Here is a 15828-nt window from a genome sequence, read left to right on the forward strand (position 1 = left end):
TTGGCAGGAGGGAAAGCGGGACTGAAGATACCAAAAGGGATAGCTGTACATTTCCCAATCACACCTCATTACCAAAAGAAGTCAAGTTTGAATATGCAAATCGCTATAAAACTTGACTTCTTTAAACTGTACAATTAAAAATTAAATTATCACGTCAATTTTTAAGATATTTGCAACCCGAAACTATAATTATACAATTGTATAATTATAGTAATTACATATACTTTATAAAATTTTGAAAAACGATATCAATATAAAAAATAAAAGAGCCTATTTCGATTACAACCTGATAGACAAGTATGTAGCCGGAATTGCCCTTTTAGGCACTGAAATAAAAGCGATCAGACAAGGAAAAGCCAACATGACTGATGCATTCTGCACGTTTATTGGGGGAATCCTATATGTACGCAACCTGCATGTTTCGGAATATAGCCACAGTTCCTTTTATCACCACGATATTAAACGCGACCGTGCACTATTACTGCAAAAGAAAGAACTCCGGAAATTAAAACTAAAAGGCGAAGAAAAGGGCTACACCATCGTTCCTTTACGCATTTTTATTAACGAAAGAGGTTTCGCCAAAATGGAAATTGCCTTAGCACAAGGTAAAAAGGAATTCGATAAACGCGATAGCATTAAAGATAGAGATACCAAACGGGAATTAGATAGGGCGTTGAAAAGGTAAGTTAGTTGGAAGTTGGGGGTTTGGAGTTGCGAGTCTACTCAAAACTCCAGCCTTATGACTCCAAACTTAATCACCACGCCTGGTCGCCTACTAAAGGCACAAACCTGAAAGTATCCAATACAATTTTCTCGTAATCGGTTTCACTTACACGGATTACAGTAACCATTTTCTGAGTTTGCTCATCTCCTACCGGAATAACAAGAATACCGCCAATTTTTAACTGTTTCAATAAGATTTCGGGAACCAACGGTGCGCCGGCGGTAACAATTATCTTATCATATGGCGCATGTTTGGCAATGCCTTTTGAACCATCGCCACAATAAAAAGTAGGCTTATACCCCATTCCTGGCAAAACCTGAATGGTTCTGTTATAAATATTCTCTTGTCTTTCAATTGTATAAACCTTGGCGCCCAGCTCCATTAAAATGCAGGTTTGATAGCCAGATCCTGTACCAATTTCGAGCACTTTATCTCCTTTTTTAATGTGTAGCAATTCGCTCTGATAAGCCACGGTATAGGGTTGCGAAATGGTTTGCCCATCGCCGATAGGAAAAGCAATATCTTTATAAGCCTGGTTCCAGAAAGTCTCGTCGAAAAAGAAATGACGGGGCACTTTGCCAATGGCTTTTAGTACGCTCTCATCTTCAATTCCGCGAGATCTCAACAACTCGACTAATTTTTTTCTAGCTCCCCGCTCCCTATAATTATCAACAAATTTATACGCCATGAAGTTTCAAAATTAGCCTTTTTAAATCGTGTTTCAAGAGAATTATAGAATTTAGCCTAGGATTAATGATTGAATACCTGAGTTAGAGAAGGATACATTATCAACATAAATTTACTGATTTTTGAATTAAAAAATGAGCGAAGGATGGAATTATAGAATGAGTGAATGCTTGAAGGATAGAATGAGTGAGTGCCTGAATAACCTTAACATTCAAAACTCAATCATTCAAAATCGATCATTCAAAACTTTCTAGTATGGATCAACATCTATCTGTGTAAAAACACCTTTAAACTCTTTGGTTGCATTAAACTCGGTTAATGTTTCGCGCAGGGCATCTTTAACCTTCTGAATAGCGGTATGCTTATCGGCTTTGATAATAATTTGTTTGATATAAAGATTGCGTACGCGGGTAACCAAAGGCTGCTCGGGACCTAAAACTCTTTTACCAAATTTTGCTTTAAGGATATTGGCCAGGGTTAATGCAGCATGATCGAGCACATGCGAATCTTTGTGTTTAATGTACAGGAATATCATCCTCGAAAAAGGGGGATACAAGAACTTTTCGCGTTCTGCAATTTCATCGTTGTACATCCCTTCGTAATCGTTGTTTACCACCTGCTTAATAATACGATTTTCGGCATCGTAAGTCTGGATGCACACATTTCCCTGATCGGCCCTACGCCCTGCCCTGCCCGCAACCTGCGCCAGCAACTGAAAACTTCGCTCGTAAGCCCTGAAATCGGGATAACCCAAAAGCGTATCGGCATTAATTACCCCGATCAAACTAAGGTTATCAAAATCCAATCCTTTGGCTACCATTTGGGTACCAATCAGAATGTCTGTTTTCTTTTCCTGGAAATCATTTAAAATCTGCTGAAGGCCATTTTTGGTCCGGGTACTGTCCATATCCAAACGGGCAATGGTAACCTCCGGATACAGCAGCCTCAGCTCCTCTTCAATACGCTCTGTACCGAAGCCTTTTTGTTCAACATGCACAGAACCACAAGCAGGGCAAATGTTAACGCTGCTTTGCTGATAACCACAATAATGGCAATGTAATTTACCGCTGCTTTTATGATAGGTTAAACTTACATCGCAGTTAACACATTTGGGCGCATAACCACAGGTAGCGCAAATGAGAATGGTTGCATAACCCCTTCTGTTTTGAAACAACACAATTTGTTCTTTCTTCGAAAGCGCCAGATCAATATCTTTAATCAGCACACTCGAAAAATACGAACTCATCGTCTTTTTCTTGGTTTCTTCAGAGATGCTTACTACCTGCTGATTAGGCAGTTGCACACCACCAAAACGCTCTTTCATTTCTACCAAACCATACTTACCTTGTAAGGCATTGTAATAACTTTCAAGTGATGGCGTAGCAGAGCCCAGCACTACCTTAGCCTGGTGCAGATATCCTAAATAAATAGCTGCATCTCTGGCCTGATAACGTGGCGCCGGATCGTATTGTTTATAAGAAGGTTCGTGTTCTTCGTCTACAACAATTAATTTAAGGTGCTGAAAAGGTAAGAAAACTGCCGAACGGGCTCCCAAAACTACCTTAAAAGCACCCGTCCTTACTTTATTCCAGATTTCGACCCTTTCGTTATTGTTAAATTTAGAATGGTATACCCCTATTGAATTGCCAAAATAGCGTTTTATCCGTTCTACAATTTGTGTAGTTAAGGCAATCTCAGGCAGGAGGAATAACACCTGGCCATCAGTATGCTGAATAATTTCTTCAATCAGCTTGATATATACTTGTGTTTTACCAGATGCAGTTACACCATGCAGCAATACCACTTCTTTTTCTTCAAAATAATGGTTAATCTGCGTTAAAGCCTGCTGCTGACCTTCATTCAACTCAAAATTAACGTTAAATGCTTCATCTTGGGCTGCCAACCGGCTAACTGGTCGCTTCATCACCACAAAAATATCTTTATCAGTAAGTGCCTTTAATGCCGCAGGTCCGCAATTACTCTCTTCTAAAAGTTGTTCTTTAGAGACTGGTAAATTCGATTTTTGCAGTTTAAGGTAGGCCAATAAAGCATCTAATTGCTTAGGCGCGCGGTCTAAAACATTAAAAAGCTGTTTTAAGTTTTCTTCGTCGCTGTAAAAATCGTTCAGCATTACGAACGATTTAAGCAGTGGTTTATATTTTTGTACCACTTCTTCTGCCACGAGCACCAGCATTTTATCTAACAACTGGTTAATTATAGGGTAAACGGTTTTTTGCCCCAGCAACTTGGAAACATCGTTAACGGTAAGTTTTTCCTGTTTTTTAAGTGCAGAAATAATTACGTCCTCTTTATCTGTAAGTTTAGTTTCTTCGTCGTAATCCTCGCGGAGGATCAGAATTGTTTCGCTGGCTAGCTTTAAGCTTGCAGGCAAAGCCGCAGCCATTACATCGCCCTCATTACACATGTAATAATTGGTCATCCAGGTCCAGAACTTAAGCTGGGTGGGCGTAATTACGGGTTCGTTATCAATTACATCAATAATATATTTTGCTTCGTAAACGGTAGGCGGAACGGTGGTAATACCACTAATTAAAGCAGTATATATGCGGTGTTTGCCAAACTGAACCACTACGCGTTTCCCGATAGCAATCTGCTCATTAAGATCAAAAGGTACACGATAGGTATAGTTTTTTGCCAGAGATAAGGGCAAAATAACTTCAACAAAAAGTGTTTCTCTTTCTGTAAATATATCGTTTTCGTAAGTATTCATTATTTATCTTTAAATGCTGCAAAAAAGAGCATTATCCATCCCAACACAAATAAAAGTCCGCCAATTGGTGTTAATGGACCAATAAACGAGGTAAACTCTAAGTGCGATATGCTACGGGTAGCTAACAAATACAGCGAGCCCGAAAAAAGTACAATCCCAAAAGTAAAGCAGAAGTAAGCAATATTGATCAGTTTATTGCGGTAACGTGCAAAGGTAGATAGATACAGCAACGCAAAAGTGTGGTAGAACTGGTAATCAACCCCTTTTTGCCAGATTTCAAGTGAAGGTGCATCTATCAAAGCTTTTAGGCCATGAGCGCCAAAGGCACCCAATAGAACAGCAACAACACCAAAAAAAGAAGCAGTAAGGATTATTCGTTTATTCATAGTTCTTTGCTATAAGCAATCGCTAAATTAATAAATTGACAAAGAACTTCTCACTAATCAATGTAATAAATTAAATTTGTTGCACAGCAGATGAAAAAGATCGTAATTCTAACAAGCGCATTATTTTTGGGTGTAGCCCTAATGGCTTACCTCTATTTTTCGAGATTAGGGATTGAAAACAATGCAAAAGATTTGGCCCTGCAATCGGCAACCAATAATGCGGCACTAGTATTTTCATTTCAAAACGATAAGGGTTTTTATAATATTATGGAGGGGCAGGAACTGATTCAACAGGTTTTAGGCCAAGACAAAATGAGCCTGTTAACTCAGCTAAAAACCAGTATTATTGATGACAATACCCTGAACAGATACATTAAAGATCAGCAGGTTTATATTAGCGTGCTGCCTGACACCAATAAAACCTTAAATTTCCTTATCACTATTCAGCTTTCACCTGAACATGATATTAAAAAGTTTTACGATCAGCTAAAATCAAAAGCAGCAATCAGCCAAAACTCAAAGAATATTTACAGTGTGAAACTAAACGACAACCAAAGTGTTTTCATGGGTGTACAAAGCCAGGTAATAACGGTATCTACTTCGTTAAAACTGATTAAAGATGCAAGTATTCGTTTAACCGAAAATCCCTTTACTGAGTTTATTAAGGAGAATAACCACCAAATTAAAAATGTACTCGCTCATGTTTACATTAATTTTAACCAGGCGCCATTATTGCTTAAAAGCATTATAGCGGGTAATATTAACGGCGAAATTGCGGTATTTGATAAACAGAATAGCTATGCTATCCTCAATTACAATTTCAGCAAAGAGAAAATCCTCTTTAACGGAAACACCCAATTAAAAGATCCTAACAACTACCTTAAACTGTTCGAAAACACACCTGCACAAAACACCACCATACAAAATATCTTACCCGATAACACAGCCAATTATGTAATGTATGCTTTTGATGATTATGCTAAATGGTTGGGCAAATTAAACAACTGGCAACAGCAGAATAAAACAGCAGAACAGTCCAGTACCGTTATCAAAAACATTAAAGACCAGTATCGGGTTGATTTAAATACGATATTTCCTGTTTATACTAAAAACCAGTTTGTAACTTTTCAGCTCAGCACAACCGAAAAACTGGGTGCAATTGCCTTAAGTAACGGCGAAAAAGTACGACAACTGTTGCTGGATGTAAGTGCAGATTACAATGAAGACATTAAGCTCTTTAAATCATCAGATATTTTGGTGAGCTATTTCGGTGAGCCCTTTAAAAAATTCGGCAAACCCTATTATACAGTTATTGATAATAATTTAATTGTAGCCAACAACGCCAGCACCATTCAGGTATTTTTGAACAATTACAAAAACAACCGGCTTTTAATACAAACCCCACAGTATTTAGATGCGATAAATCAGATTTCGAATACTTCAAATGTGAATTATTACATCAATACCAAAAATTCATCGGCTATCTTTAGAGATAACATCCAAATGCCTTTTTACAAACATTTAAGGGCAGATAGTGGTTTAAAAAGTTTCGATACTTTTTGTTATCAGCTAAGTGCAGACCGCGATAAATTTATCACCAACTTACTATTAAACAAATATTTAAAACCAGAAATACCAGATTCACTAAGCAACCGTTAATAAAAAGAACCGTCCCCAAGAACTAATTTACATGAAGAAACTTTTACTTACGTTACTGGCAGTAGCCGGCTTCGGGGTAGCAAATGCTCAGCAATACGCGCTTTTTGGCACGAAAACCATGTTCGATGCATTCGAAAACCCATCTCAAAAATCGTTTACTTTAGATTCGTCGCGAAAATTTTCTTCCAACTTCTTTCTGCCCTATTTTGGTACAAATGCCATTAACAAAGGAAGCTCTAAGTTTACGATCCGCAAATTAACACAAGAGGGTACCTGGGATACCGAAGGCTTACCATTGGGTACAGGCGAGGTTAACCACTTTTTCGAAAACAGCAATATTTACGTTGCGGCCTTCCGTCTTTTTAAATCGTACAAATACCAGAAAGAAATGGGCTTTGCCTGGCAAATCAGATCAGACGCCCATATCGATTACACCAATGAAACCCTGGCCATTTTTGATTCGTACGAGCGCTTTACCCCAGGAAGGGAATACACTGGCATATTCGATACCAAAGGTTACCAGCAAACTTACCACCAATTTAGCTTTACTTACCGCGAAAACTGGAATAAACGTCTCGCTTTTGGTTTAAAAGCCAGTTTGCTGAGCGGTATGGTTTACAATAAACTTGATGTTAAAGATTCTTACCTCTACATCGACCCTAGTGCATCGGCCATGTTAATTGGCTTAAGAGGCACTTATTCCGCAAACTTCTCTGATTTTAATGAAGTAGATAAAAAAACATTCTTCCCTAATTTTAAAAACCCCGGTCTGTCTTTTGGCTTCGGAACTAACTATACCACCAAAAAAGGGCTATTTTTAATGGCAAACGTTAAAGATCTTGGTTTTATATGGTGGCGGAGCAATACACACAGAAATACAGTAGACCAATCGAAGGTGATTGAAAACCTGGAAAACAACCAATCCAACACCAACCAGGAGATTGAAGACATATTTCTTTTATCGGAGCAAAGCAAAAAGTTTTTAGCACCTACAAATGCTAAAATTGATGTATTTGTATCTAAACGTTACGGCTTTTACAAACCTGCTTTAGCAGTTTCGAAGAATTTGTTTTACAAAGGCGGGGATATTGCTTTTGTAAACACCTTTATTGCCAACGATTTTTCGGCCAGTGTTACTCCCTTGTATAATTTAAATCAGGTATTTATGGTAGGTGTACAAGCTAAATACCAAACGCCTAACTTCGAATTATTTCTGGGATCGGATAACCTGATTGCCACCAGTTTTCAAACCCTTGGTACCATTAAAAACGACGCTACAGTAGGCAGTGGACCAAATGGGGCATCGTTTTATATGGGTGTAGGCATTAAGTTTGGAAACGTAGTAAACCATCCTCAATTTAGCGACGTAATGCCTGGCATTAACGATAATGAAGGTGGAAGTTTCTTTAAAAGCCTATTCTCGATATTTAAAAGAAGATAAATAATTTTAGGGTTGCGCCTGCTGCTTTTTAGATTGCGTAACCACAAAATCTTTGAGATAAAAAGGTTCGAAATAAGCTACATCTTCAAAGTTTCTTTGCTGAAAAGCAGTTTCGGCCAATGCCGACATGTAAGTAGCAGCATTGAAGTTAGCAGCATCGAAGTATGCATTTTCGTGGGTTAAAACGGCGGCGCATTTCGCTGCCCCGTCACCTAGGAAAGTAACCTTATTTATTGAAAGTAAGTCAGAAAAGCTAGTTTCGTCTATAATTTTAGCTTCAGTTGGTAAAAGTACATCCAGCGTGATATCAAAAACCGAAGTATAAACTTCCATACGGCGCGCATCAATCATCGAACAAATTAACCCTTTATACTCCGGGTTTTCAGACTGGAAACCAGCCGCCATCATTTTTAGCGTTTCGATGGCGATTAACGGCTTATCTAGAGCGTAACATAAACCCTTGGCAGTAGAAACCCCAATTCGCAAGCCCGTGTAAGAACCAGGACCTTTACTCACCGCAATGGCATCGAGTTCGCTATAGTTAACACCGGCAGTTCTCAACACTTCATCAATAAACAGGGTGAGCTTACTGGCATGCAGATTTTGCCCTATTTCTTCCTTTACCGAAACTGTTTTCCCATTAACCGATAAAGCAACTGAACAAACCGCTGTAGCTGTTTCTATTTGAAGTATTTTAGCCATGGGTGCAAAGATATTAAAAAATGGAAGATGGAAGGGGTATAATGGAAGATGGATCGGGCTAGTCCACAGTTTTTAGTCTGAACTCAGCAATAGACTCCCCTTCTTACTGTATCATACTTAGCACATTTTTCATCCCAAATGCAATGAAGGATCAAACGAAATAGATTTCTCCGTTGCGTTGCACTTCAGTCGAAATGACTGATTAAGGTTGGAATGATTGAAAATGGAATCAATCAAAAGATTGACTAACCAAGCTCCAGTTTTCTATTGGCAATATGCAGTAACTAATGAATAACCATCAATAAAATAGTTTCTACTACTGGGGGTTTCACATTTAAAGCCACAATTAACCAACTTAAACATTTAAACGATTAACCAGATGATGACAAATGAATTAATCAACCCCTAAGGAACCGGATCGTGCCCATGTTTGCCCCAGGGATGACAGCGGCCAATGCGCTTAAGCGCCATCCAGCCACCTTTAAAGGGCCCGTACTTTTTAATGGCTTCTATTCCGTACTGCGAACAGGTTGGTGTAAACCTGCAATTTGCACCTAGCATAGGCGAAACGGCATACTGGTATACTTTTATCAAGCCTAAAAAGAACCAACCAAACAGTTTATTGATGAACTTCATCGGGCTGAATTAAGTTTTGGAATCGCTTAAATGTAGCTATGAGTTTTTTCTCGATAAAGGCAAATTCGTATTTACTTTTCCCTACAAATTGAATAGAAAACAACAGCAACCCTTTATTGGTTGGTAAGGGAAAATATAATTGATTTTGTTTATTCAGGCGGTAAGCCTCACGAATACGGCGTTTAAGCAGATTGCGGTCTACTGCACGCTTGTATCTTTTTTTAGGAACATTGATCACCACCTGGGCGGGTACATCGGCTGGCTGATCGACAAAAAGATAGGAAACCCGAAAAGGATATAATAAAAAAGAAGAACCGTTTTTAAACAACAGGTCTAAATGTTTCCTGCTGCATAACCGTTCTTCTTTTCTGAATGTGTACATATATTTTGATTGATAACTGCAGATTTTGATCTGCCAATTCCGGATTTACGGAAAAGCAATCAAAATTATGCTTTATGCTTGCGTTCGTCAGAAACTGTTAATCTTTTTCTTCCTTTAGCACGACGTGATGCTAATACTCGTCTGCCGTTAGCTGTTGCCATTCTTTCGCGGAAGCCGTGTTTGTTTCTTCTCTTTCTTTGCGAAGGTTGGTATGTTCTTTTCATGACTGTATATTATCTATTGTAAAATTAAGAGGTGCAAATATAAAGCGATTTCTCTACAAATGCAAGAGTGATTAATTATTATTTTTTCTATTTAGCTGCAAATGTAATAATTCTTTTTAAAAAGCTGTTTGTTTCATTGCAATGAACGAGATTTTAATGGGTAATTATAATCCAAGGGCTGCCTTTAATTTTACATAACCCGTTTTGCTTACCGGAAGCCAGATATCTGATTTTAACAGCACCACATAGCTGTCTTTCTCTTTAAGCTCTATTTTGGTTACTTGCGCGAGGTTAATGATATATGAACGGTGTATCCTGATAAACTGGCTTACATCGAGTGTCTGCTCAAAATAAGCCATGGTTTTATTCTTGTAGTAAACACCTTCAATAGTACTCAGTTTTACATAGTCATCATCAGCCTCGAGGTAATTGATATCGGCAACGGGGATAATTTTAATTACCCCATCTTTTTTAACCACTACCCTATTGTTCTGCGCCGGACTTAACGCTGCTGCATCTAAAACAGCCTCCGTATTTTCGATTTGGTTTAATTTGGTCGGTATTTTTTTAACTGCGGCATCAAAACGCGATTTATCAATTGGTTTAAGCAGGTAATCTACTGCATTTACTTCAAAAGCTTTAATGGCATATTCATCAAAAGCAGTCGTAAAAATCACGGCAGGCTTATCTTCAACGAGCTCCAACATTTCGAAACCGCTAATTTTTGGCATTTGAATATCCAAAAAAATCAGATCGGGTTTGTACTGGGTAATCGCTTTTAAGCCTTCAAAACCATCTCCACATTCGGCAACAATCTCTATTTCTGCATGATCGGAAAGGTAGAATTTTACAATATCTCTAGCTAAAGGCTCATCATCAATTAGTATTGTTCTGATCATTTTTTTGTGGAATTTTTAGGGTGGTAATATATAAATTATTTGCCTCAATATCGGTCTGTAACAGATGTGTATTCGCAAATAGCAGATATAACCTCCGTTTAATAGCACTTAAACCAAATCCGGTGCCTCCAGCCGCCTTCATTTCAGGATCGAAAGGATTTTGTACACGTAGTGACAGCAGGTTCTGTTCTACAGTAACATCTATCTTAATGGTAATGCCAGCCGAAGTATTGTAAAGCCCGAACTTAATGGCGTTTTCTACAATAGGTTGCAATAAAGTACCGGGTAAACAAAGTTTCAAGGTATCTTCAGCAACATTTACTTCAATATTTAAACGGTGACTAAACCTTACTTTTTCGATATCCAGATACAACTGAATGTATTCCATTTCCTCCTCTACCGATACCCATAATTCATCATCGCGTTTTAAGGTACCACGTAAAAAGGAAGCCAGTTTAGTAATCATTACCCCCGCCTCTTTTGGATTAACCATGGTTAGCGCAAATACCGAATTTAAGCTGTTGAACAAAAAATGCGGTTGTAACTGATGCCTTAATTTATTTAGCTCTGCTTCTTTGGCCAGACTTTTAGCTGCCGAAAGTCTTTCGTGTGTTTCAGACTGTTCTTCTAACCGATACCACAAAATATTGGCCAGCGCACACCAGCCCAGGCACATGAAAGAAATTAAGCCACGAAAAGCAAAAGAAAAATTATAAAAATCATTGTATTCTTTAAAATCAGCAAAAATGTAGAGTAAAGAATATTTTGCCGCAAAAATAATAACAAAGGTAAGCGCTATGGTTACAATGAGCACGTACAGAATACGTTCATTTTTAGGCTGGTAATAGCCCAGCATGTTGCTGATACCGATACATGCCAATGCCAATAAAATATTATTGATCAGGCTATCTGTAACCGATATCCACCAGGAAAAGCTTACAACGTAATGCAGTCCAACAGCACACAATATCACCCAAACTACCGCAAAGGAAAGTGATGTTTTTTGTATCTGTGGAACGGATAAAGGTCTAGTTGTCAAAACGGTTTTGATTAGTTAATGATTGATTTCGGTGTTTAAGCTTTTCCAGATATTGATCAACCGATTCGGGTTCAACAATGCTGGAACTGATCTCAACACCATCAGCGAGTTCTTCTACTGCTGATATTCCCCCAACACCGATAAACTTCCACACCACTTTTTCTCCTTTACAGTTATTAAATGGTGGGTTAAAATTTACTGCATTTAATCTGGCTTTATCCAATGCTTCCAATTGCCCGCCAGCTTGTATTAAACGCGTTTGTTCATTAATTTGTGGTGCATGTTTTCCTGCACCACAAATTACCTGGAAAATACAATTTACAGCAAACCATTTCATAGGCGATGATTTTAATTAACATTAAAAACTTTTTATCTCTATTCCTCCAAACAAGGCTGTACCACTTAAAATCAGCGTTTTCTGCATTTCGCTTACCGGCATGGTATGTGCGCGCTTATCTTCAACGCTACCAAACAATGCGGTTACATTCGATTTGATTGCCCAGTTTGGTGGTACAATTAATTTAATGCCTCCAAATACTGCAGTTACATCAAGTGAAACCGTATCCGCAAAATCGGCCTGGGTCATTACAATATCCGCGCCTCCAAAAACAGCTGAAATATCGCCCCCCTGAAAGTTTTTAGAATAAACCGTTTGATGGCTTCCACCAAAAACAGCCAATACATCTATAATATCGTTGTTGTTTGCCGTTTTATCGTAACCAAAAGTTGTCTGATCAACATACTTTTCTTTCCTATCTTTCCTGCGCCTGCCAAACAAGCCTTCTTCTTTAAGTGAATTCTTGGGTCTGAAGATTAAAAAGCCTCCCACTATTACCAGTCCAAGACCTAAAGCGTATTTCGAAAGATCGAAATCAAGGCCCATATTATCAAGGGTATTGTAAGACCCGATTAAAACCAGTATCAACCAACCTATACCCCTAAAGTTACGGCGTGCACCAATAAAAAGCCCGAGTACAATTAAAAAATTAGACCAGCTAAATATCCAGCGTGGAATATCGAGTCCCATATTGTTTAACAAAAAAGCAAGCCCGATGATGACTATCAGTACGCCACTCCAAACCCTTCCAGAGTTTTTAATGTGGCTATTATCGTTTATATTAAGATTTTCCATTTGTGTTGCATTATTTAATAACCAAAAGTATCGATAAGATTAAGAGCAGCCTATATGGCCAGTGCAGAAAATGGATAAAAGGCGGTAAATAACCTCATTTTATCGGTGAAAATTATTTTGTTACTTTGAAATATGAAATTCCTCCTGATTATTATTGGCCTGGCCATTGGCAACAACCTCTGCGCACAGGATATGAGCAGCCATTATAAAATTTTCGATGTAAAAAAACAAAAAAAGGTAACGCTGGATGATATAATTTCTGACATGGACAATGCAGATGTGCTTTTTTTCGGCGAAGACCACAACGATTCGGTTGGGCATTACCTTGAAGCTGAAATTTTCAAAAAACTAAGTAACAGGTACCCGCAAAAAACAGCTTTATCGTTAGAGATGTTTCACACAGATGTGCAACCCGTGGTAAATGAATACCTGGCAGGATCGATTTCGGAAAAGAACTTTATTAAAGAAGGCCGTGCCTGGGGAAACTATAGTGACTACAGGCCTTTGATAGAGCAGGCCAAAAAGCTAAAGCTACAGGTTATTGCGGCAAATGCAGCTGCACGCTATAGCAACGCAGTTACTATGGGTGGTTTAAAGGCTTTAGAGAACCTACCTAAAAGCTCGCTCAGTTTTTTACCTCCACTCCCTATCGATACGGCACAAGGCAAATATTACGATAAATTTACAGCAACTCTAGGTGGCCATAATATGGGTTCGATGAAAATTTACCAAACACAAAATTTATGGGATGCAACCATGGCCTGGTCTATCGGTAAGTTTGCCAAATTGAATAAAGGCACTAAGATACTGCAACTTAACGGGCGTTTTCACAGTGACGAAAAACTGGGTACCCTGGCCAGACTGGCTCAATTCAATCCAAAATTAAAAATATTAAATATTTCTTCTTTTCCTGATGAAAGCTTTGGGCAACCAGATTGGGAAAAATTTAAAAACCTGGGCGATTATATTATTATTACCGACCCTGGTGTTAAAAGAAGTTATTAAAAAAAGCTCCGCAGGCGGGATGAATCTGCGGAGCTTATATGTTAGGCTTTTGTTTTCAGCAAATCTCTGATTTCCGTTAAAAGCACTTCTTCTTTTGTTGGTGCAGGTGGCGCAGCTGCCGCAACCGCTTCTTCTTTACGTTTCATTTGATTAATGGCTTTAACCATCAGGAAGATTACCAATGCCAGTAAAAGAAAATTGATGGCTACGGTTATAAAGTTACCATAAGCAAAAATTGCTGCACCATCTATTTTTTTGGCATCAGCCAATGCTGTTCCTTCTGGCACAGCCCCCCGCAGTACTACGTACATGTTGCTAAAATCGGGTTTACCTATAATTGCAGCAACAACAGGCATTACCAAATCGTTAACTACACTATCGATTATTTTTCCGAAAGCACCACCGATAATTACCCCTACGGCAAGGTCCATTACGTTGCCTTTTATGGCAAACTCTTTAAATTCTTTTGCAAATCCCATTTTAAATTAAGTTTTAGTTTTTTATTAAAATTAGCAAACTTTAATTTGAATCCAAATGTTTAGGAAATAATTTAAAAACCGAACATATCAACAGCATTTAGGCCAATTCAGGAAAATATCTGAAATCTATTGTTTATTTTTGCCCATTCTTTTATATATACTATGCTAAAGCAACACCTACAACAAAAATTATTACAAAAGTTATCACCACAGCAAATACAGTTTATTAAGCTGTTGCAGGTGCCTACTGTTGCTTTAGATACCCGTGTAAAAGAGGAGCTTGAAGAAAATCCGGCATTGGAAGATCCTAGTTTAATGACCCAGGATGAGCCCAAAAGCGAATACGATGATTTAAATGATAGTCCGGATGATTACGAACAATCATCAGAAGACACCAGTATGGATGAGTTTAATGTGGATGATTACCTGCAAGACGACTCGGTCAACGATTATAGCACCAATTATAATAATGGTGATGATGATGAAGAGAAAAAAGAAACTCCAATTGCCATTGAAAGTACTTTTTTCGAAAGTTTACAAGAACAGCTAGATCTTATTCCCCTATCTGACCAGGATTTTATTATCGGTAAACAGATTATAGGCAGTTTAGATGACGACGGCTACTTACGTCGTCCGCTGGGTTCGATGATTGATGACCTTGCTTTCTCTCAAAATGTAATGGTTGAAGAGGAAGATGTGCTCGAAATGTTAAAGTTGATTCAAAGCTTTGATCCTCCGGGCATTGGCGCCAGAGACCTTAAAGAATGTTTACTAATCCAGTTAAAACGTAAAGATACGCACAACCCCATTATTGTTAAAGCAATGAACGTGGTAGAAAATTATCTCGATGAATTTACCCGTAAACATTATGACAAACTGGAAAAAAGTTTAGGCTTAGACAGCGAGGAGCTTAAAGAAGTGGTGAGCGAAATATTGCGTTTAAACCCTAAACCAGGTGATGCCAATCAGGTAACGACCAAGCAGATGCAGATTATCCCCGATTTTCACATCAGCAATAACGATGGCGTACTGATTTTGACCTTAAACTCTAAAAACGCCCCTGAACTAAAAGTAAGCCGCTCTTACCAGGAAATGTTTGAGCATTACGATAAGGCTTCGTCAAAAGATAAAAAACTAAAAGAGGCCGTTCAGTTTGTAAAACAGAAACTGGATTCGGCACGGTGGTTTATTGATGCCATAAAACAGCGCCAGCAAACCTTGCTAAAAACCATGAATGCCATTATGCATTATCAGTATGAATATTTTTTAACGGCTGATGAGCGTAAAATGCGCCCAATGATCTTAAAAGATATTGCCGATAAAATTGATATGGATATTTCAACCGTATCACGTGTGGCCAACTCTAAATACGTGCAAACCGAATTTGGTACTTTCCTGTTAAAATCTTTCTTCTCAGAAGCTATCCAAACTGAAAACGGCGAGGAAGTTTCCAACAAAGAAGTTAAAAAGATATTGGAAGATTGCATTGGTAACGAAGATAAGCGTAAACCTTTAGCAGACGAGAAGCTAACCGAAATATTAAAGGAAAGAGGTTACAACATTGCCAGAAGAACAGTTGCCAAGTACCGTGAGCAAATGAACATCCCTGTGGCTCGTTTAAGAAAAGAACTTTAGGCAGTTGGCAGTTTTAGATTCCGGTTTTCAGTTATAATTAATATCTGAAATTATTGAATTGTAAACT

General features: G+C 38.3%; 17 protein-coding genes. 5 read left to right on the plus strand and 12 right to left on the minus strand.

What is annotated here, in order from left to right; genetic code table 11:
* Positions 1 to 235 precede the first annotated feature (235 nt).
* Entirely contained in the window at positions 236 to 685 is a 450-nt protein-coding gene (gene smpB / locus DBR40_RS04240; RefSeq protein ID WP_124558566.1) for an SsrA-binding protein, read from the plus strand.
* A gap of 70 nt (positions 686 to 755) precedes the next feature.
* Here smpB and DBR40_RS04245 read toward each other — a convergent pair whose 3' ends face one another.
* From DBR40_RS04245 to DBR40_RS04255, 3 genes are all read right to left on the minus strand, one after another.
* Positions 756 to 1412, minus strand: a complete 657-nt coding sequence (locus DBR40_RS04245) for a protein-L-isoaspartate(D-aspartate) O-methyltransferase (RefSeq protein ID WP_124558567.1) — start codon at positions 1410 to 1412, stop codon at positions 756 to 758.
* 249 nt (positions 1413 to 1661) lie between these two features.
* On the minus strand, positions 1662 to 4142 hold the full coding sequence (gene priA / locus DBR40_RS04250) for a primosomal protein N' (RefSeq protein ID WP_124558568.1): 2481 nt from the start codon (positions 4140 to 4142) through the stop codon (positions 1662 to 1664).
* The gene (locus DBR40_RS04255) at positions 4142 to 4528 is read right to left on the minus strand and encodes a DUF423 domain-containing protein (protein ID WP_124558569.1); all 387 of its coding nucleotides are present in this window, start codon (positions 4526 to 4528) and stop codon (positions 4142 to 4144) included. The genes priA and DBR40_RS04255 overlap by 1 nt, the downstream gene beginning before the upstream one ends.
* Before the next feature lie 90 nt (positions 4529 to 4618).
* Between DBR40_RS04255 and DBR40_RS04260 the strand changes: the two genes are divergently transcribed.
* Together DBR40_RS04260 and DBR40_RS04265 are read left to right on the plus strand one after the other, a co-directional pair.
* Positions 4619 to 6187, plus strand: coding sequence for a hypothetical protein (locus tag DBR40_RS04260; RefSeq protein ID WP_124558570.1), 1569 nt, complete (start codon positions 4619 to 4621; stop codon positions 6185 to 6187).
* Positions 6188 to 6218: 31 nt separating this feature from the next.
* Complete coding sequence (locus DBR40_RS04265) at positions 6219 to 7628, plus strand: DUF5723 family protein (RefSeq protein ID WP_124558571.1); 1410 nt, start codon at positions 6219 to 6221, stop codon at positions 7626 to 7628.
* 6 nt (positions 7629 to 7634) lie between these two features.
* On the opposite strand, the gene tsaB is transcribed toward DBR40_RS04265, so the two are convergent.
* From tsaB to DBR40_RS04305, 8 genes are all read right to left on the minus strand, one after another.
* Positions 7635 to 8330: a tRNA (adenosine(37)-N6)-threonylcarbamoyltransferase complex dimerization subunit type 1 TsaB gene (gene tsaB, locus DBR40_RS04270; RefSeq protein WP_124558572.1), complete on the minus strand. Its 696-nt coding sequence runs from the start codon at positions 8328 to 8330 to the stop codon at positions 7635 to 7637.
* A 405-nt stretch (positions 8331 to 8735) separates the two neighbouring features.
* Positions 8736 to 8966 (minus strand): membrane protein insertion efficiency factor YidD, encoded by a 231-nt coding sequence (gene yidD / locus DBR40_RS04275; RefSeq protein WP_124558573.1) that lies wholly within the window; start codon positions 8964 to 8966, stop codon positions 8736 to 8738.
* Complete coding sequence (locus DBR40_RS04280) at positions 8950 to 9348, minus strand: ribonuclease P protein component (RefSeq protein WP_124558574.1); 399 nt, start codon at positions 9346 to 9348, stop codon at positions 8950 to 8952. Before DBR40_RS04280 ends, yidD begins: the two co-directional genes overlap by 17 nt.
* Before the next feature lie 65 nt (positions 9349 to 9413).
* Positions 9414 to 9572, minus strand: coding sequence for a 50S ribosomal protein L34 (rpmH, locus tag DBR40_RS04285; RefSeq protein WP_010601723.1), 159 nt, complete (start codon positions 9570 to 9572; stop codon positions 9414 to 9416).
* Positions 9573 to 9736: 164 nt separating this feature from the next.
* Positions 9737 to 10471: a LytR/AlgR family response regulator transcription factor gene (locus tag DBR40_RS04290; RefSeq protein WP_124558575.1), complete on the minus strand. Its 735-nt coding sequence runs from the start codon at positions 10469 to 10471 to the stop codon at positions 9737 to 9739.
* Complete coding sequence (locus DBR40_RS04295) at positions 10449 to 11510, minus strand: sensor histidine kinase (protein WP_233603802.1); 1062 nt, start codon at positions 11508 to 11510, stop codon at positions 10449 to 10451. Before DBR40_RS04295 ends, DBR40_RS04290 begins: the two co-directional genes overlap by 23 nt.
* Positions 11500 to 11847 (minus strand): DUF4288 domain-containing protein, encoded by a 348-nt coding sequence (locus DBR40_RS04300; RefSeq protein ID WP_124558576.1) that lies wholly within the window; start codon positions 11845 to 11847, stop codon positions 11500 to 11502. Before DBR40_RS04300 ends, DBR40_RS04295 begins: the two co-directional genes overlap by 11 nt.
* 21 nt (positions 11848 to 11868) lie before the next feature.
* Positions 11869 to 12642, minus strand: a complete 774-nt coding sequence (locus DBR40_RS04305) for a LiaF transmembrane domain-containing protein (protein WP_124558577.1) — start codon at positions 12640 to 12642, stop codon at positions 11869 to 11871.
* A 132-nt stretch (positions 12643 to 12774) separates the two neighbouring features.
* Between DBR40_RS04305 and DBR40_RS04310 the strand changes: the two genes are divergently transcribed.
* Positions 12775 to 13647 carry a ChaN family lipoprotein gene (locus DBR40_RS04310; RefSeq protein ID WP_124558578.1) on the plus strand — a complete coding sequence of 291 codons (873 nt, stop codon included), beginning with the start codon at positions 12775 to 12777 and terminating at the stop codon, positions 13645 to 13647.
* Between the two features lie 41 nt (positions 13648 to 13688).
* On the opposite strand, the gene mscL is transcribed toward DBR40_RS04310, so the two are convergent.
* Positions 13689 to 14126, minus strand: a complete 438-nt coding sequence (gene mscL / locus DBR40_RS04315; RefSeq protein WP_124558579.1) for a large conductance mechanosensitive channel protein MscL — start codon at positions 14124 to 14126, stop codon at positions 13689 to 13691.
* Positions 14127 to 14288: 162 nt separating this feature from the next.
* Between mscL and rpoN the strand changes: the two genes are divergently transcribed.
* Complete coding sequence (gene rpoN / locus DBR40_RS04320; protein ID WP_124558580.1) at positions 14289 to 15761, plus strand: RNA polymerase factor sigma-54; 1473 nt, start codon at positions 14289 to 14291, stop codon at positions 15759 to 15761.
* The last annotated feature ends 67 nt before the right edge of the window (positions 15762 to 15828 follow it).

It is taken from the genome of Pedobacter sp. KBW01, from assembly GCF_003852395.1.
GTDB lineage: Bacteria > Bacteroidota > Bacteroidia > Sphingobacteriales > Sphingobacteriaceae > Pedobacter.